The sequence below is a fragment of the Nonomuraea sp. NPDC049684 genome (genome assembly GCF_044465345.1).
Taxonomy (GTDB): domain Bacteria; phylum Actinomycetota; class Actinomycetes; order Streptosporangiales; family Streptosporangiaceae; genus Nonomuraea.
The window spans coordinates 446,792-463,469 of the sequence record NZ_JBITLO010000005.1 but is presented as its reverse complement, the minus strand read 5'-3'; the positions used below and the strand labels follow the sequence as shown (position 1 = coordinate 463,469).

Sequence of the window (16,678 nt, the reverse complement as noted above, 5' to 3'; positions counted from 1 at the left end):
CTTGGCGGGCCGGCGGTGATCGATAGCATCGCCCGGTGGAGGATGATCTGCCGTCTCAGCACTTTTCCGACGCGGACTGGACCGTCATTGCCGGAATCCTGGTGTTCCTGATTCTGCTGCCCACCATCGTCTGGATCGTCGTGGTGATGTCGCGCGGCCGGAGGTAGGGCGGTCAGAGGGTGGCGCGGAGGTGGGAGAGCATCGTGCGGGCGGGGCGGCCGAGGACGTTCTCCAGGTCGGGGGTCTGTCTCTCCAGCGCGCCTGCGCGGATCCGGGCGTTCAGCCAGGCCATCGGGCCGGGGCCGGCGTCGGGGACCTCGCGGTAGGGCACGCCCAGCGCTTCGGCCACCTCCGGGTGGGTCCACAGCGGCCCGGTGAAGTCGTAGGCGCGGCCCTCGTGGCCTTCGCCGGTCAGCACGTTGGCCGCCGCCTCGGCCAGGTCCGACCGGAACGCGGTGTTCAGGCCGCGCCCTCCGCCGCTCCCGGTCAGCTCGCCGCCTGAGACCCGGGGGACGAACGCGTCGCCGTAGAAGGGGTGGCGCAGGATCGTGTACGGCAGGCCGCTGCGCAGGAGGGCCTGCTCGGTGGCGTGGTGGGCCTCGGTCATGCCCGTGGCGACGGTGTCGGCGTCCAGGAAGCTGGTGTAGACGACGGCGCCGACGCCCACGTCTGCGGCGGCGGCGAGGGCGGCCAGGTGGTGGCCGATCCGGCGGCCGGGGTCGAGCTCCGGCGACGAGATCAGGAGCAGGCGGGCGGCGCCCTCGAACGCCGTGCGCAGACTCGCCGGATCGTCATAGTCGCCCCGCCGCACCGGCACGCCCTCGGGCGCGCGGGCCGGATCGCGTACGGCGGCGACGACGTCCGCCCTGGTCCGCAGCCGGTCGATGACGAGACGGCCGAGCGCGCCCGACGCCGCCGAGATAACGATCATGGAGCTCCCTCTTGATCAGGATGGGTGCTCAAAGTGAACTGCCGCGACGTCCTGCGACGCCACCGCTTTTCCGCCCGGGACGGGCCCACGACGGCCCCAGAGGAGCATTTCCGGAGAAGACCGCCCAGGTCACCCGGGTTAGCGTGATCGTGGACCTCTGGAGAGAACATGGACGAGCTCATCACGTACGGCAAATGGGCGTCGGTGCGCGGCTCGCTCAAGGCGGCCACCGACCGGTTCGCGAAGCTGGTCTCCATCGTCGATCCCCACGCCATGGCGACCAAGGAGTGGACCGTCGCCGAGACCGCGGCCCACGTCGCCGCGATCGCCTCGCTCTACACCTGCGTGGTGCGCGGCGACGTGACCACGCCCTTCCCCGAGCTGGCCGGGCCGATACTCGGCGCGAACGTCGACACGGTGAGCGCCCTGAACGAGCTGGCGTTCGAGCACTTCCCCGAGCGGGACCCGGCCGTCCTGGCCGAGCGGCTGCGCGGCGACGTCCGGGAGATCCTGCGCGCCGGCGCGGAGGTCGATCCGGCGACGCCGGTCCCGTGGCTGGGCGACGCGCGGGTGCCCGTCGCGGGCGTGCTGGCCCACCTGCTGAACGAGCTGCTGCTGCACGGCTGGGACATCGCCCGCGCCACCCGTACCCCCTGGTCGGTGCCCGCGCGGGACGCCGGGCTGTTCTTCGACCTGTTCCTGATCGGGATGATCAGGAACGACTACGGACATCTGATGGACACCGGGACGCCCGCCCCGCCCCGCCGGATCACCGTCGGCTTCCACTCCGCGCACACCGCGCCGGCCGCGCTGGCGCTCGACCACGGGCGGGTGTCGGTGGCCGAGCTGGGGCCGCAGGTGGACGCGCACGTGCGGTTCGACCCGGCGGCGCTGAACCTGCTGCTGTTCGGCCGGATGTCCAGGACGCGGGCCGCGCTCACGGGCAAGGTGGCCGTCTGGGGGCGGCGTCCGTGGCTGCTGCCGGCCTTTCTGCGGTTCGTCCGCCTGCCCACGACGACGGTCCCGCGCACGCGCGTCGAGTCCATACAGGTGTGAACGCCACAAAGTATTCACTCGGTGGGCGCATACTGGAGGAGATGAAGCGAGCCAGCGGCGATTCTCGTCGTCACCTGCCCACAAGTCCCTTCAAACCGCCGCCTCCGGCGCCACCCGCGGAGCAGTTCGACATGCACGACCGGGTGAGCCACGACCGATTCGGCCTCGGTGTCGTCATCGGGGTGGAGGACGACGTCGCCGTACTGGTCGACTTCGGATCCCGGCAGGAGCGGATCACCACGCCGTTCAACAAGCTGTACAAACTCTGAGAGCCGGTCCGCGACGCCCGTGTGCCCAGAGGGCCGCATGGGCGGGACCGACGCGCGGCGAGCCCGGCTGAGGGCGCCGGGGTTCAGTGACTCACGGGGACAGAGGCCCGCGGGTCAGCAAGCCATGAGGTCACAGGCCCGGAGGGCCGGGCGGCTCGCGGCGTCGGCGCCTCGTGGAGTCGGAGCTCTGGGAGTCCGAGCTCTGGGAGTCCGAGCTCTGGGAGTCGGTGGCTCGTGGAGTCGGTGGCTCGTGGAGTCGGTGGCTCAGGGGGTGACGATGGCGAAGTCGCGGGCCGGGGAGTCGAGCACGGCGACCAGCCGCTGGAGCGCCGTGATGTCGCCCTCCCGCTCCACCCCCTCCACGCCCTTCCCTGCCAGCAGGCCGAGAAGCTGCGCCCGGGTGAGGCGGAGCGTCAGGTCCACGGGCTCCTCCGGCGGGTTCAGCCGCTGGACGAGCACCCCGTTGGACAGCGTGGTGCGGTACAGCTCCCCCAGGTCCGTCAGGTGCCAGTCGATCGACAGGCTCTCGTGCCAGGCCTTGGGGCCGTCCACGCGGATGGCGAGGGAGTCGAAGATCTGCTCCACCGTCAGGGCCGCGACCAGGTCGGGCGAGGTGGTGGTGACGCGGGTGGGCGCGATGCCGTCGGTCAGTTCCATGGCCCCCGTCAGGTACGAGTTGCGCCACGTCCCGTTCTCCGCGCCCTGGCCGAGCCGGGTGTAGACCTCGGCCAGCAGGTCCCTGGCCGCCTTGTTGCCCTCGTCGGCGAAGACGGCGTGGTTGAGCAGCTGGACGGCGAAGCGCAGGTCGTTCTCCTCGATGTAGCGGCGGGCGAAGGCCACGACGGCTGCGCCGCCGCCCATGCACTCGACGTAGCGGATCGCGCTCTCCCTGGGCGGGTGCTCCCACAGGTGGGCGGGGTTGCCGTCGTACCAGCCGAGGTAGCGCTGGTAGACGGCCTTGACGTTGTGGCTGACCGAGCCGTAGTAGCCGTGGGTGTGCCAGACCTGCTCCAGCGCGGGCGGCACCCGCATCTGCTCGGCGATCTCGGCGCCGGTCAGGCCCTTGTTGAGCAGCCGGAGGGTCTGGTCGTGCAGGTAGGCGTACAGGTCTCGCTGTTCCTGGAGGAACCGTACGATGTTGCTCTTTCCCCAGGTCGGCCAGTGGTGGGAGGCGAAGGCGACCTCGGCCTGGTCGGCGAGCAGCGTGAGGGTCTCCGACAGGTAGCGGGCCCAGACGCGGGCGTCGCGCACCTGGGCGCCGCGCAGCGTGAGGATGTTGTGCAGGTTGTGGGTGGCGTTCTCGGCCAGGCACAGGGCGTCGCGGTCGGGGAAGAGGAAGTTCATCTCGGCGGGGGCCTCGGTGCCGGGGGTGAGCTGGAAGACGATCCGCACCCCGTCCACGATCTCCTCCTGGCCGGTGCGGCTGACGTCCACGGTGGGCGGGATGAGGGACGTGGTGCCGGTCGAGGAGGTCATGCCGAGGCCGCAGCCGATCTGGCCGTCCGGGGCGTGCGGCAGGGCGAGGCCGAACATGTAGCCGGCGCGGCGGTTCATGGCGGGGCCGGCGTAGACGTTCTCGGAGACCGCGTGGTCCATGAACCCGGCGGGGGCCAGGATCGGCACGTTGCCGTCGGTGACCCCGCGCACGCCGCCGAAGTGGTCGACGTGGCTGTGGCTGTAGACGACCCCGGTGACCTGCCGGTCGCCGCGGTGGCGGCGGTAGAGGGCGAGCGCGGCGGCGGCGCACTCGGTGGAGACCAGCGGGTCGATGACGATGACGCCGATGTCGCCCTCGACCAGGGTCATGTTCGACAGGTCCAGGCCGCGTACCTGGTAGATGCCGTCGGCGACCTCGTACAGGCCCTGTTTGGCGCAGAGCTGGCTCTGCCGCCACAGGCTGGGATGGGCGGTCTCGGGGCATTCGGCGTTGAGGAAGGCGTAGGAGTCGTTGTCCCAGACGACCTCGCCGCTTCTCGACGTGACCACGGCGGGGGTCAGCTTCGCGATGAAGCCGCGATCGGCGTCCTCGAAGTCGCCCGTGTCATGAAATGGAAGGTCTGCCATGTCTGCTCGCATGCCCCTGAATGGACGCTCGTAGCTCAACAACCAGCCCCAATAGCATGAAACTCGGGCAATAAGGACAGGGAGCGGCGGCGTAGCGGCGCGGACGGTGTGATTGGGTGGTCCCAAGCTGATCTCATCCGGGGGTGGTCATGGAAGCGTGCGTGTTCGACCTCGACGGCGTGCTCGTCGATTCCGAACCCGTCTGGGAGCAGGTGCGGCGCGCCTTCGTCGCCGACCACGGCGGCACCTGGCAGCCCGACACGCAGTCCAGGCTGATGGGCATGAGCACCGGCGAGTGGGCGGCCTACCTGCACGAGCTGGGGGTGCGCCTGACGCCCGGCGAGATCGCCGAGGGCGTGGTCGACCAGATGGCCGAGCGCTACCAAGACGGCGTGCCGCTGCTGCCGGGCGCCCGCGAGGCCGTGCGCCGGCTGGCCGCGCGGTTCACCCTCGGCCTGGCCAGCTCGTCGCCGCGGCGGCTGATCGACGTGGTGCTCGACGCGTCCGAGCTGCGCGAGTACTTCGTCACCACGGTCTCCACCGAGGAGGTCGCGCGCGGCAAGCCCGCCCCCGACGGCTACCTGGAGGCGGCCCGGCGGCTGGAGATCTACCCGAAGGACTGCGTGGCGGTCGAGGACTCCAGCAACGGGCTGCGTTCGGCGCACGCGGCCGGCATGCGGGTGATCGCCGTGCCGCATCCCGGCTACCCGCCCGACGACGACGCCCTCGCGCTCGCCTGGCAGGTCCTGCCCGACCTCGACGCGCTCACGGTCGAGGCGCTGACGTGACGACCGCCGGCATGGGCGTCCGCCCCCGCACACCGGCCGACCTGACCGCCTGCACCGACGCCCTTGCCCTGGTGCACGCCGCCGACCGCTACCCCGTCGACTGGCCGGCCGACCCGCAGGGCTGGCTGACTCCGGGCGACCTCCTGCGCGCCTGGGTGGCGGTCGAGGAGGGCCAGGTGCTCGGCCACGTGGGCCTGGCGGGCGCCGCGGAGGGCCCGCAGGTCACCCGGCTCTTCGTGGTGCCCGCCGCCCGGGGCCGCGGGCTGGCCGCCCTCCTGCTGGAGACCGTGCGGAAGGCGGCCGGGGCGCCCGTCGTCCTGGAGGTCTCCGACGAGGGCCGGGCCGCCGTCGCGCTCTACGAGCGGCTGGGCTGGCGCCGCGTCGGCAGCACCCGCGCGCGATGGCTCAACGCCGCGGGCGAACCCGCCCTGCTCCACCACTACGTGAGCCCGTGAAGCTATCCTCTGGGAATCGTGCGAGACATCACGGTATTTTCCGGCAGCGCCCATCCCGAGCTGGCCGAGGAGATCTGCTCCCATCTCGGAACCCCGCTCCACCCCGTCAAGGTCGCCCGCTTCGCCAACGACGCGCTTGAGGTGCAGCTCCAGGCCAACTGCCGCGAGCGCGACGTGTTCCTCATCCAGCCCCTGGTGCCGCCGACGCAGGAGAACCTGGTCGAGCTGCTGCTCATGATCGACGCGGCGCGCGGCGCGTCCGCGGCCAGGACGACCGTGGTGCTCCCCCACTACGCCTACGCCAGATCGGACAAGAAGGACGCGCCACGCATCTCCATCGGCGCGCGCCTGGTCGCCGACCTGATGGTGGCCGCGGGCGCGAACCGGGTGCTGGCCATGACGCTGCACTCGCCGCAGGTGCACGGCTTCTTCAGCGTGCCGGTCGACCACCTGCACGCGCTGCGCGAGCTGGCCGCGCACTTCCGCCGCTACGACCTGTCGAACGCCGTCGTCGTCTCCCCCGACCTGGGCAACGCCAAGGAGGCCGCGCACTTCGCCCGCCTGCTCGGCACCGGCGTCGCGATGGGCGCCAAGCAGCGCTTCGCCGACGACCGCGTGGTGATCAGCTCGGTCATCGGCGAGGTCGCCGGCAAGGACGTGATCATCCTGGACGACGAGATCGCCAAGGGCAGCACGGTCATCGAGCTGCTGGGCCGGCTGCGTGAGCAGGGCGTCAACTCCGTCCGGGTGGCGTGCACGCATGGGCTGTTCGCGGGCGGGGCGATCGAGCGGCTGAGCGCGTTCCCCGAGGTCATGGAGATCGTCTGCACGAACACCGTGCCGCCGCCCAAGCCGAGTGACAAGCTGACGGTGTTGTCGATCGCGCCGGCGCTGGCCGAGGCCATGCGCCGGATCCACGACGGCGAGTCGGTGAGCGCTCTGTTCAGCACGTCCTGACGGCCCGCCCCGGTGATCTTCCGGGACGGCCGGGAATGGATCATAGTGGACATCATGCATGCGGCCACAGACGTCCTGCTCCGGCGGTTCCGAGACGGCGTGGGCGAGGTCGTGCCCCTGGTGTCGCTGTGGGCGCACGGCTCGCTGGGCGCCGGCGACTACCAGCCGGGGCGCAGCGACCTCGACCTGATCGCGGTGGTCGAGACGCCGGTCACGATGGAGCAGTGGCGCCGGATCAAGGGGCTGCACCGCGGGCTCGGCCTGCCGCTCGCCGACCTCCTCCACTGCTCCTACCTGCCGCTGGAGGAGCTGGCCGACCTGCGGGTCGAGCACGTGACGTGGGCCCACGAGCAGATCTTCCGGCGCCCGGTGACGGCGGTGACCCGCCGCGAGCTGCACACGGCTCCGCTCGTGCTGCACGGGCCGCCGCCGGCCGAGCTGCTGCCGGCCGTCTCCGACGCCGTGCTGGCCGACTTCGTCCGTACGGACCTGCGCGAGTTCTGGCTGGACAAGACCCGCGGGCGGCGGCGCTGGCTGCGGGACGTCTGGGTGGACCTCGGCCTGCTGACCGTCGCCAGGGCCTCGGTCACGCTGCGGGAGGGCCGGTTGATCACCAAGCGGGAGGCCCTTGACGTGCTGGCCGGGATGGGCGCGCCGGAGACCGTCCTGGCCGACGTGCGGGCCCGCCGGTACGGCACGCCGCGCCCGGTGCTGAGCCGCTTCAGAAGGGGCAGGCTGACCCGCGCCTTCGTCCGGTCGGCCATCGGGAAGGTGCTGGCGGAGGGCCCCGACGAGACCTGAGCCGCCCCCGTCTCAGTGGGCAGGACGGCGGCACCCCGCGGATCGCCGAGGGATAGTCTTGGCCCCGACTTACCACCCGAACCGGGGAAAGGGCGGCAAATGGGGGAGATCAGGCAGTCCTATCTGGTGGCCGCGACGTCGGCGATGTCGCTGCTGCGCGACCCGGCCGTGCGGGCGGCGTGGGACAAGCCGAGCGCGCTCACCGAGTTCAGCGTCGCGGGCCTGGCCGGGCACCTGGCCCACCAGATCGTCAGGGTCATCGACGTGCTCGACTCCGGCGAGGAGCCCGGGGCGCCGATCCCGCTCATCGAGCACTACACGAGGTCGCCGTGGGTGCAGGCCGGTCTCGACCACGAGAGCAACGTCAGCGTCCGGGTGGGCGGCCAGGCGGCCGCCGCGGACGGGCACGCCGCGCTCGTCGAGCGCACGCAGGCGCTGCTGGACCGGCTGCTGGCCGAGCTGCCCGCCGAGCCGGCGGACCGGATCGTGCGGCTGCCGTGGACCGGCTGGTCGCTGCGGCTCGACGACTTCCTGCTCACCAGGGTGACGGAGCTGGTCGTGCACTCCGACGACCTGGCCGCCAGCGTGGGCGTCGAGACGCCGGAGCTGCCGCCGTCGATCAACGAGCCGGTCGTGGAGCTGCTGGCCCGCCTGGCGGTGCACCGGCACGGCGCCACCGCCGTCATCCGCACCCTCAGCAGGGCCGAACGCGCCCCCGCCACGATAAGCGCCTTCTGATCACCACGCCCGGAGCCGGGACGCGATAGGCGCCTTCTAGGCCCCGGCCCGGTTCACGAGCCGCCCACCAGGCGCAGCGCCTCGGCCACCTCGCGCCCGGACAACGCGCTGTCCGGGTCGAGCAGCCACTGCGCCAGGAACCCCGTCAGCATGGCCTGGTACAGCGAGCCCACCAGCCGGGCCCGCTCGGGGTCCGTCTCCGCCCGCACGTCCTGGAACAGCTCGGCGAGCCCCAGCCGCGCGCCCTTGAGCGCCGGGACGAGCTGCTCGCGCAGCTCCGGCACGTGATCGATCTGCCCGAGCAGCTCAAGCTGGGTGATCCAGAGCGGCCGCAGCCGGTCGAACGACTCCACCACCCGGTCCCACGCCGCCGCGAACCGCTCCAGCGGTGAGGAGCCCTCCTCGACGTCGGCGACGAGCGTCCGCGCCAGGTCGTCGCCCCATTCCTGCATCACCTCGAACAGCGCCTCGTTCATCAGCGCGTCCTTGGACTTGAAGTGGTAGCCGATGCCCGCCAGGCTCACGCCCGACGCCGTCGCGATGTCGCGCGCGGTGGTACGCGAGTAGCCCTTCTCGATCAGGCAACGCTTCGCCCCGGCCAGCAGGTCTTCCCTGTTTCCCATGCCCAGACGTTAACACGAACGTCTGAAAACTCTGTCCTAGACAAGCGTCTGAGACATGTGTACCGTTCTCGGCATGAAGAACGTCCTGATCTCCGGCGCGAGCATCGCCGGCACCTCGCTGGCCTACTGGCTGCGCCGCCACGGCTGCACCGTCACCGTCGTCGAGCGCGCTCCGGCCCTGCGCACCGGCGGCTACAAGGTCGACATCCGCGGCGCCGCCCTCGACGTGATCGGGCGCATGGGCCTGCTGGACGCGGTCACCGCCCGCAGCACCGGCATGCGCGTGGCCACCCACTACGACCGCAAGGGCCGCCCGGTGGCCACCATGGACGCCGACCTGTTCGGCGGACGCGAGGGCGACGACGTCGAGATCATGCGCGGCGACCTCAACGAGCTGCTGTACGACCTCACCCGCGACGACGCCGAATACCTCTTCGGCGACTCCGTCACCGCCGTCTCCGACGACGGGCTGGTCACCTTCGAGCACGCCGCGCCCCGCCGGTTCGACCTGATCGTCGGCGCGGACGGCATGCGCTCCAACATCCGCAGGATCGTGTTCGGGGAGGACGCCCGGTTCGTCCGCGACCTGGGTTACTACGTCTCGATCTCCACCGTCCCCAACACCCTGGGACTGGACCGCGAGGAGGCCGTGCACGCCGCCCCCGGCCGCACCGCCAACGTCTACAGCACCCGCCAGGACGGCGCCGCCAAGGCGCTGTTCATGTGGGCCTCCCAGCCGCTGGCCTACGACCACCGCGACACCGGCCGCCAGAAGGACCTGCTGGCCGAGGCCATGGCGGGGGTCGAGTGGGAGGTGCCGGCGCTGCTCGGCGCGGTGCGCGACGCCGACGACTTCTACTTCGACTCGGTCAGCCAGGTGCACATGGACAGCTGGTCGAAGGGCCGGGTCGTGCTGCTCGGGGACGCCGCCTACTGCGCCTCGCCGGCCTCGGGACAGGGCACCAGCCTGGCGATCGTGGGCGCGTACGTGCTGGCGGGCGAGCTGGCCGGGGGCGGCGGCGCGGCGGGCTACGAGCGGGAGATGCGGGAGTTCGTCCGGGTCAACCAGGAGCTCGGGCCGGTGAACGTCAGGGGCATGGTGATGGGCTCACGGCTGGCGCTGTGGTTCCAGCTCAGGATGCTCAAGCTGCTGCCGTACCTGCCGGGCAAGGAGAAGGTCGTCGAGCGGATCGCGGGGGCGATCCACCGGGCGGCCGTGGCGATCCGGCTCAAGAATTACTCGGAATGAAGCGTTCCGTTCTGCTACTATAAGAGCAGAACATTCCGTTCCGAAAGAAGTGGGGTTTCACATGACCATCCTCGTCACCGGTGCCACCGGGACCGTCGGCCGCCTCGTCGTCGAGGAGCTGCTCCAGGCCGGTCAGAAGGTGCGCGCCCTCACCAGGAACCCCGCCGGGGCCGCCCTTCCCGAGGGCGTCGAGATCGTCGGCGGCGATCTCGCCGAACCGGCCTCCCTGGCCGCCGCCTTCGAGGGCGTCACCGGGGTGCACTTCATCAACTTCGCCGGCGACGACTACGCCCCGCTGCCCGACGGCGCCGGGCTCGCCGAACTGGCCGCCGACGCCGGCGTCCGCCGGGTCACCGTGCTCGGCGGCCGCGAGGACGGCGCGCTGGAGCAGGCGCTCGCCGCCACCGACCTGGAGTGGACGCTGCTCCACCCGGTCGAGTTCATGGCCAACACGCTCAAGTGGTGGGCGCACACGATCAGGACGGAAGGCGTCATCAAGGAGCCGTTCGGCGACCGGCTGAGCGCCCTGGTGCACGAGCGGGACATCGCCGCGGTGGCCGCGAAGGTCCTGACCGAGGGCGGCCACGGCGGCCGGACGTACGTGCTGACCGGCCCGCGCGCGCTCAGCCTGCGGGAGAAGGTCGCCGTCCTGGCCGAGGCCGTCGGCAGGGACGTCGGTTTCGTCGAGCTCACCGTGGACGAGGCGCGGGCCAAGTGGCGCGCCGACGGCATGGGCGAGCAGACCGTCGAGTTCCTGGTCGGCGCGCTGGGCAACACGCCGGAGGTCGGCTACACGGTCGTCCCGACCGTCCGGGAGATCACCGGCCGGGACGCGCGTGACTTCGCCGAGTGGGCGCGCGAGCACGCCGACGCGTTCCGCGGGTGAGCTACCCGCTGACCGCCGCGTAGTGGCAGGCGGCCTGGGCGTCGGGGACCGCGGGCAGGATGCTCAGCGCCTGCGACCGGCAGGCCGCGTCCACGCCCGCCTCCGCCGCTCGGCCGGAGGCCAGCACGTGGCAGCGGGGGTGGAACCGGCAGCCACCCGGCACCCTGGTCGGGTCCGGCGGCTCGCCGGTCAGCACGATCCGCTCGGGCGACTCCGGCAGCACCGACATCAGCGCCTGCGTGTACGGATGCCGCGGCGCCGTCAGCACCTGCTCCACCGGCCCCGACTCGACGATCCGCCCCAGGTACATGACCGCGACCCGGTCGGCGATGTTCCAGGCCAGGCCGAGGTCATGGGTGACGACGAGGGCCGACAGGCCGAGGTCGGTCTTGAGCTTGAGCATCAGCGCCAGGATCTCGCCGCGCACGGAGGCGTCGAGCGAGGCCACGGGCTCGTCGGCGATCAGCACCTTCGGGTCGAGGGCGAGCGCGCCGGCGATCACGACCCGCTGCCGCTGCCCGCCGGACAGCTCGTGCGGGTAACGCAGGAAGAACCGCTCGGGCGGCCGCAGCCCGGCCCTGGACAGGGCGGAGGCCACGATCTCCTCCTCGTCGGGCAGGCCGTGGATGCGCGGCCCCTCGGCGACCGCCTCGTAGACGGTCTGGCGGGGGTTGAGCGACCCCATCGGGTCCTGCAGGACGAGCTGGACCTGGCGGCGGTAGGCCCTGAGCGCCTTGGAGCCGTAGTTCAGCGCGGAGCCGTCGTAGCGGACCTCGCCGGACGTGGGGCGTTCGAGGCCGAGCAGCGTGCGGGCCAGCGTGGTCTTGCCGCAGCCCGACTCGCCGACCAGGGCCACGATCTCGCCCTGGCCGATCGCCAGGTTGACGCCGTCGACGGCGCGGGCGCTGCGGCCCCGCGAGGAGAACGCGACGTGCAGGTCACGGGCCTCCAGCAGCGCGCCCTTGCCCGTCGAGACGGTCTCGGCCGCGGTCTGCGTCTCGGTCATGAAGCCTCGACCTCCTCCTTGGAGCGTACGTGCACGCAGGCCGCGGCGTGGCGGGGACCGGCGGGCCACAGCTCGACGTCCAGGCCCGCGCATTCGTCCAGCGCGACCGGGCAGCGCGGGTGGAACGCGCAGCCGGTGGGGAGCTGCATCGGGTCCGGCGGGTCGCCGCCGAGCCCCTTGGGGGCCAGCCGCGAGACCGGGTCGCCCACGGTGGGGAACGCGGCCGCCAGCGCCCGGCTGTAGGGGTGGCGGGCGTCGTGGAACACCTCGCGGGAGGGGCCGTGCTCGACCACGCGGCCGGCGTACATGACCGCGAGCTGGTCGCAGACGTCGGCCAGGACCGACAGGTCGTGCGAGATCATGATCAGGGAGATGCCGTGCTCGGCGATCAGCTCCTTGATCAGCGTCAGGACCTGCGCCTGGACCATCACGTCGAGCGCGGTGGTGGGCTCGTCGGCGATGATCAGGCGCGGCGAGCAGGCCAGCGCCATCGCGATCATCACGCGCTGCCGCTGGCCGCCGGACAGCTCGTGCGGGTAGCTGCGGGCCCGCCAGGCGGGCAGGCCGACCTGTTCGAGCAGCTCGCCGACGCGCTTGCGGGCGCCGTCCGGCTTGGCCAGGCCGTGGACGAGCAGCGGCTCGGCGATCTGCTCGCCGATCCGGCGCACGGGGTTGAGCCCGTGCTGCGCGCCCTGGAACACGATCGAGGCCTCGGCCCAGCGCACGGCCCGCATGCGTCCCCACTTCATGGTGAGGACGTCGTCGCCGTCGAGCAGGATCCGGCCGCCGACGCGCGTGCTCTTGGGCAGGAGCCTGAGCAGCGCCATGGCCAGCGTGGACTTGCCGGACCCGGACTCGCCGGCGACGCCGAGCGCCGCTCCGGGGTCGAGGGTCAGCGACACGCCGCGCACCGCGGGCACCTCGCCCGACGCGATGCGGTAGGTCACCGACAGGTCGTCCAGTTCGAGGAGACTCATGCCGCCCTCCTGAGCCTTGGGTTCAGCACGGCCTCCAGCGCCCGTCCGACGAGGGTGAACGCCATGACGACCACGAGGATGGCCAGACCGGGGAGGATGATGTACCACCACGCGCCCTCGTTGGCCGCGCCGTAGTCGTAGGAGCCGCGCAGCATCGTGCCCCACGACGTCTTGTTCGCGCTGGCGCCGAGGAAGGCCAGCGTCGACTCGGTGACGATCGCGCTGGCCACCTCCAGCGTCGTGCTGGCCAGCAGCAGCGGCGCCACGTTGGGCAGGACGTGCCGGGTGGTGATGTGCCAGTGGCCGCCGCCGAGCGCCTTGGAGCGTTCGATGTAGGGCCGGGCCTCGACGGCGAAGGTCTGCGCCCTGATCAGCCGGGCCGTGGACGGCCAGGTGGTGACGCCGATCGCCATGATGATGGTGAACGTGCTGCCGCCGAGGATGGCCGCCAGCACCAGCGCGGTCACCAGCGAGGGCAGCACCAGGAACCAGTCGGTGACCCGCATCAGCGCGCCGCCGAGCCAGCCGCCGAAGTGCCCGGCGGCGATGCCGATGACCATGCCGATCACGATGCTGAGCAGCGCGGCGAGGAAGCCGATGAGCAGCGAGGCGCGCGAGCCCCACCAGATCATCAGCAGGATCGACCGGCCCGACTCGTCGGTGCCGAACGGGAAGGCCAGGCTGGGCGCGTCGAACTCGTCGCCGGGGGCGTCGATGACGCTCGTCACGCCCTCGTCGATGAACAGCGGCGCGACCAGCGCGAGCACCACGGCCACCAGTAGCACGACCATCCCGGCCACCCCGGCGCGGTGCCGGCGGAAGTCGGTCCAGAAGTTGCTCAGCGCCTGCCGCCTGCGCGTGGCAGCGACACTCGTCATGCCGACCTCACCCTCGGGTCGAGAACGTGGTAGAGCAGGTCGGCCAGCGTGTTCATGAGGATCACGGCCACGGTGATGAGCATGAACGTGCCCTGCATGAGCGTGAAGTCCGGGACCCGGACCGCCCGGTAGAACAGCTGCCCGAGGCCCGGCCAGGTGTAGATCGTCTCCACGGTGACCGCGCCGCCGACCACGAAGCCGATGCGCATGAAGACCAGCGTCACCGTGGGCAGCAGGGCGTTGGGCACCGCGTGGCGGCGGCGCACCTCGTCGTCGCGCAGGCCCTTGGCACGGGCCACGGTGACGTAGTCCTGGCTGACCTCCTCCAGCAACGACGACCGCATGACCAGCAGGTACTGGGCGTAGATCACCGCCACCAGGGTCAGGCACGGCAGCACCATGTGCGAGGCCACGTCGAGCAGGTACGCGAACCCGTCGGGCGCGTCGACGCTCTCGATGCCGCGGAAGGGGAAGATGCCGGGGATCGGGCCGATGCCCACGCCCAGCACCATCATCAGCAGCAGGCCGAGCCAGAACGTCGGCACCGACCACAACACCAGCGACAGACCGGTGGAGAAGCGGTCGAACCGGCTCCCCCGCTGCCATCCGGCCCTGGTGCCCTGCCAGATGCCCAGGCTGACCGCGATGACCAGCCCGGTCCCGGCCAGCAGCAGCGTCGGGCCGATGCGCTCGCCGATGAGGTCGAGCACCGGCCGCTTGTACTCGTACGACGTGCCCAGGTCGAGCCTGAGCGTCTTGCCGACGAAGTCGAAGAACTGGTCGAGCACCGGCTTGTCGAGACCGAGCCGGTGACGCTCCATGTCGAGCTGCGCCGGGGTCATGTTGCGGCCCTGCGCCAGGTTCCGCACCGGATCGCCGGGCAGCATGCGGAAGACGAAGAACGTCCCGACGATCACCGCGGCGATGCTGAACAGCGCCCCGCCGGCCTTCGACAACGCGTACCTCAGCGTGCCGTGGCGAGCGGGGCGGTCCTCACCAGGGCCCGCCGCCTGGACGGCGGCGGGCTCTGCTGCTTCGAGCGGTGTGGTCATTCGCGCTCGTCCGCGGCGCTCTTGCGCCGCCTGGTCAGGAGGAAGGCCACGAGGCCGATGACCACCACGCCGCCGACCACGCCGACGATGAGACCGGTGTTGGAGCCGGAGCCGCCGTCGGAGGCCGAGCCGCCGGCCGCGGTCGCCTTGACGTCGGCCGTGTAGAACGGCCAGTAGCCGCTGCCGCCGTACAGCAGGCCCTTGTCCTCGGGGATCGGGGTGATGCTGGTGATCCGGTCCTTGCGGTAACCCTCAAGGTCGTTGGTGTAGTAGATCGCGATGACGGGGGCGTCGGTGTAGAGCCGCTGCTCCATCTGCTTGATGAGCTCGGCGCGCTTGGGCCGGTCGAGCTCCTTGAGCTGCTCCTGGTAGAGCTTCTCGAAGGTCGGGTCGCAGTAGAACGACTCGGTGCCGCCGCCCTCGCCGCCCGGCGCCGGCCTGCGGCTGCACAGGTGGGTGGCCAGGACCTCTTCGGGGTCGGGGTTGACCGACCAGCCGCTGATCGCGATGTCGAACAGCGCCGTGACGCCGGTCTCCTCGGTGAACTTGCTGGAGTCGAGCTTCTGGGTGGTCAGCGTGATGCCGATCTCCTTCCAGAAGCCGGTCAGGTACTCGGCGAGCTTGTCCTCGATCGGCGTGTCGGTGTGGATGCTGAAGCGGAACTCCAGCTTGCGCTTGCCGTCGGGCATCGTCCGGACGCCGTCGGCGCCCTTCTTGTAGCCGGCGTCGTCGAGGATCTTGTTCGCCTTGGCCACGTCGTAGGTGACCTTGTCCTCGCCCGTGGCCTCCCAGAAGAAGTCCTTGTACATGGGCGGGATGATCGAGCCGTCGGCGGGCTTGGCCAGCCCGCCCTGCACCTCGTCGACCAGCTTCTGCTTGTCGATGGCGAAGTGCAGCGCCTGGCGCACCTTCGGGTCCTTCAGCGCCGGATGGCCGTCGCCGATGGGCTTGTTGTCGGTGGTCGTGGCGCCGTGGTTGATCTGCAGGTACGACGCCCGCCTGCCCTGGGTGTTCCACGCCTCGATGTTCGGGTCGTTCTCGATCGCCTGGAACTCCGGCGGCGTCATCCGGCCGAGCAGGTCGATGTCGCCCTTCTTGAGCCCGGCGATGGCGGCCTGCGGGTTGTCGTAGAAGATGAACTGGAGCTCGTCGACCTTCGGCTTGCCCCGCCAGTAGTTGGGGTTGGCCTGCAGCTTGACGTACTGGTCCTTCTTGTGCTCGACCGCGATGTACGGGCCGCTGCCCACGGTCGGGTACGTCTCCGCCTCGTAGTTGGCCATGTCGGTGACCTTCTCCCACACATGCTTGGGCATGATCGGGACCGGGTTCTCCAGCATGGACGCCTGCGGCGCCTTGGTCTTGATGATCAGGTCCTGGCCGTTGGCGGTGACGCTCGCGAAGTTCTCCACGGCGGGGCCGTTGGCCGTCTTGGCCGCCTCGTCCGTCATCATCTTGTTGAACGTCCAGGCGGCGTCCTCGGCCGTGACCGGCTGGCCGTCGGACCACTTGGTGTTACGGATCTTGAACGTCCAGGTGAGCCCGTCGTCGGACGTCGTCCACGACTCGGCCAGGTCGGGGCTGGGCTGGAGCGTCTTGGAGTCAGGGACGGTGAGGAAGCCGTACATCGTGCGCTGGATCGCGGTGGAGACCAGCCGGACCGCCAGGAACGGGTTCATGGAGTCCATCGCCTGGGTGGCGCCGACGCGTAGGATCTTCTTCCCCGCCGCAGGTTCCTGGGCCTGGGCCGCCGTGGCGCCTTGGCCGGCCACTAACAGCGCTACGCCCAGCACAGCCAGGCGTGCGAACCATTTCCTCATGATGCCTCACCTTCAGGCGGGGGATTCCTGTGTAGATGAAGGCACACCATACGGAGACCGCGTGTCAACGAGTCGCGGAAAATTGTTTCATTCTCGTTTCCTTCTGCGGTGTAAATTTTCAGTAGGCTTGG

Annotated in this window: 18 protein-coding genes; 10 read left to right on the top strand and 8 right to left on the bottom strand. The window is 71.0% G+C overall.

What is annotated here, in order from left to right; genetic code table 11:
• The first annotated feature begins 35 nt into the window (after nucleotides 1–35).
• Nucleotides 36–167 carry a hypothetical protein gene (locus tag ACIBST_RS19415; protein WP_397173238.1) on the top strand — a complete coding sequence of 44 codons (132 nt, stop codon included), beginning with the start codon at nucleotides 36–38 and terminating at the stop codon, nucleotides 165–167.
• Nucleotides 168–172: 5 nt separating this feature from the next.
• Here the strand turns inward: ACIBST_RS19415 and ACIBST_RS19410 are convergent, their stop codons facing one another.
• Nucleotides 173–931, bottom strand: coding sequence for an NAD(P)H-binding protein (locus ACIBST_RS19410; RefSeq protein WP_397173237.1), 759 nt, complete (start codon nucleotides 929–931; stop codon nucleotides 173–175).
• Nucleotides 932–1,099: 168 nt separating this feature from the next.
• Here ACIBST_RS19410 and ACIBST_RS19405 point away from each other — a divergent pair, with 168 nt between their 5' ends.
• Together ACIBST_RS19405 and ACIBST_RS19400 are read left to right on the top strand one after the other, a co-directional pair.
• The gene (locus ACIBST_RS19405; RefSeq protein WP_397173236.1) at nucleotides 1,100–1,987 is read left to right on the top strand and encodes a maleylpyruvate isomerase N-terminal domain-containing protein; all 888 of its coding nucleotides are present in this window, start codon (nucleotides 1,100–1,102) and stop codon (nucleotides 1,985–1,987) included.
• A 41-nt stretch (nucleotides 1,988–2,028) separates the two neighbouring features.
• On the top strand, nucleotides 2,029–2,256 hold the full coding sequence (locus ACIBST_RS19400; RefSeq protein WP_352327393.1) for a hypothetical protein: 228 nt from the start codon (nucleotides 2,029–2,031) through the stop codon (nucleotides 2,254–2,256).
• Between the two features lie 264 nt (nucleotides 2,257–2,520).
• Here the strand turns inward: ACIBST_RS19400 and ACIBST_RS19395 are convergent, their stop codons facing one another.
• The gene (locus tag ACIBST_RS19395; protein WP_397173235.1) at nucleotides 2,521–4,320 is read right to left on the bottom strand and encodes an alkyl/aryl-sulfatase; all 1,800 of its coding nucleotides are present in this window, start codon (nucleotides 4,318–4,320) and stop codon (nucleotides 2,521–2,523) included.
• Nucleotides 4,321–4,469: 149 nt separating this feature from the next.
• On the opposite strand from ACIBST_RS19395, the gene ACIBST_RS19390 reads away from it, so the two are divergent.
• The 5 genes from ACIBST_RS19390 to ACIBST_RS19370 all read left to right on the top strand — a co-directional run bounded on the left by ACIBST_RS19390 (nucleotide 4,470) and on the right by ACIBST_RS19370 (nucleotide 8,059).
• On the top strand, nucleotides 4,470–5,108 hold the full coding sequence (locus tag ACIBST_RS19390) for an HAD family hydrolase (RefSeq protein WP_397173546.1): 639 nt from the start codon (nucleotides 4,470–4,472) through the stop codon (nucleotides 5,106–5,108).
• Nucleotides 5,105–5,563 carry a GNAT family N-acetyltransferase gene (locus ACIBST_RS19385; protein ID WP_397173233.1) on the top strand — a complete coding sequence of 153 codons (459 nt, stop codon included), beginning with the start codon at nucleotides 5,105–5,107 and terminating at the stop codon, nucleotides 5,561–5,563. Before ACIBST_RS19390 ends, ACIBST_RS19385 begins: the two co-directional genes overlap by 4 nt.
• A gap of 18 nt (nucleotides 5,564–5,581) precedes the next feature.
• Nucleotides 5,582–6,520: a ribose-phosphate pyrophosphokinase gene (locus ACIBST_RS19380; protein WP_357966942.1), complete on the top strand. Its 939-nt coding sequence runs from the start codon at nucleotides 5,582–5,584 to the stop codon at nucleotides 6,518–6,520.
• A gap of 54 nt (nucleotides 6,521–6,574) precedes the next feature.
• Complete coding sequence (locus tag ACIBST_RS19375; protein WP_397173231.1) at nucleotides 6,575–7,321, top strand: nucleotidyltransferase domain-containing protein; 747 nt, start codon at nucleotides 6,575–6,577, stop codon at nucleotides 7,319–7,321.
• Between the two features lie 99 nt (nucleotides 7,322–7,420).
• Nucleotides 7,421–8,059: a maleylpyruvate isomerase N-terminal domain-containing protein gene (locus ACIBST_RS19370; RefSeq protein ID WP_397173229.1), complete on the top strand. Its 639-nt coding sequence runs from the start codon at nucleotides 7,421–7,423 to the stop codon at nucleotides 8,057–8,059.
• A 53-nt stretch (nucleotides 8,060–8,112) separates the two neighbouring features.
• Here ACIBST_RS19370 and ACIBST_RS19365 read toward each other — a convergent pair whose 3' ends face one another.
• Entirely contained in the window at nucleotides 8,113–8,682 is a 570-nt protein-coding gene (locus tag ACIBST_RS19365; protein WP_397173228.1) for a TetR/AcrR family transcriptional regulator, read from the bottom strand.
• Nucleotides 8,683–8,755: 73 nt separating this feature from the next.
• Between ACIBST_RS19365 and ACIBST_RS19360 the strand changes: the two genes are divergently transcribed.
• Both ACIBST_RS19360 and ACIBST_RS19355 read left to right on the top strand, forming a co-directional pair.
• Nucleotides 8,756–9,931 (top strand): FAD-dependent monooxygenase, encoded by a 1,176-nt coding sequence (locus ACIBST_RS19360; RefSeq protein WP_397173226.1) that lies wholly within the window; start codon nucleotides 8,756–8,758, stop codon nucleotides 9,929–9,931.
• A 61-nt stretch (nucleotides 9,932–9,992) separates the two neighbouring features.
• Nucleotides 9,993–10,817, top strand: coding sequence for an NAD(P)H-binding protein (locus ACIBST_RS19355; protein ID WP_397173225.1), 825 nt, complete (start codon nucleotides 9,993–9,995; stop codon nucleotides 10,815–10,817).
• Nucleotide 10,818: 1 nt separating this feature from the next.
• Here ACIBST_RS19355 and ACIBST_RS19350 read toward each other — a convergent pair whose 3' ends face one another.
• Genes ACIBST_RS19350 through ACIBST_RS19330 form a run of 5 tightly spaced genes read right to left on the bottom strand, consistent with a single transcriptional unit; the run spans nucleotide 10,819 to nucleotide 16,547 of the window.
• Nucleotides 10,819–11,823, bottom strand: a complete 1,005-nt coding sequence (locus ACIBST_RS19350; RefSeq protein ID WP_397173223.1) for an ABC transporter ATP-binding protein — start codon at nucleotides 11,821–11,823, stop codon at nucleotides 10,819–10,821.
• Nucleotides 11,820–12,800 carry an ABC transporter ATP-binding protein gene (locus tag ACIBST_RS19345; RefSeq protein WP_387679670.1) on the bottom strand — a complete coding sequence of 327 codons (981 nt, stop codon included), beginning with the start codon at nucleotides 12,798–12,800 and terminating at the stop codon, nucleotides 11,820–11,822. The genes ACIBST_RS19350 and ACIBST_RS19345 overlap by 4 nt, the downstream gene beginning before the upstream one ends.
• Nucleotides 12,797–13,678, bottom strand: coding sequence for an ABC transporter permease (locus ACIBST_RS19340; protein ID WP_397173221.1), 882 nt, complete (start codon nucleotides 13,676–13,678; stop codon nucleotides 12,797–12,799). Before ACIBST_RS19340 ends, ACIBST_RS19345 begins: the two co-directional genes overlap by 4 nt.
• A complete protein-coding gene (locus ACIBST_RS19335; RefSeq protein ID WP_397173219.1) occupies nucleotides 13,675–14,730 on the bottom strand; it encodes an ABC transporter permease in 1,056 nt (351 codons plus the stop codon). Before ACIBST_RS19335 ends, ACIBST_RS19340 begins: the two co-directional genes overlap by 4 nt.
• Nucleotides 14,727–16,547, bottom strand: a complete 1,821-nt coding sequence (locus tag ACIBST_RS19330; protein ID WP_397173218.1) for an ABC transporter substrate-binding protein — start codon at nucleotides 16,545–16,547, stop codon at nucleotides 14,727–14,729. Before ACIBST_RS19330 ends, ACIBST_RS19335 begins: the two co-directional genes overlap by 4 nt.
• Nucleotides 16,548–16,678: the final 131 nt, after the last annotated feature.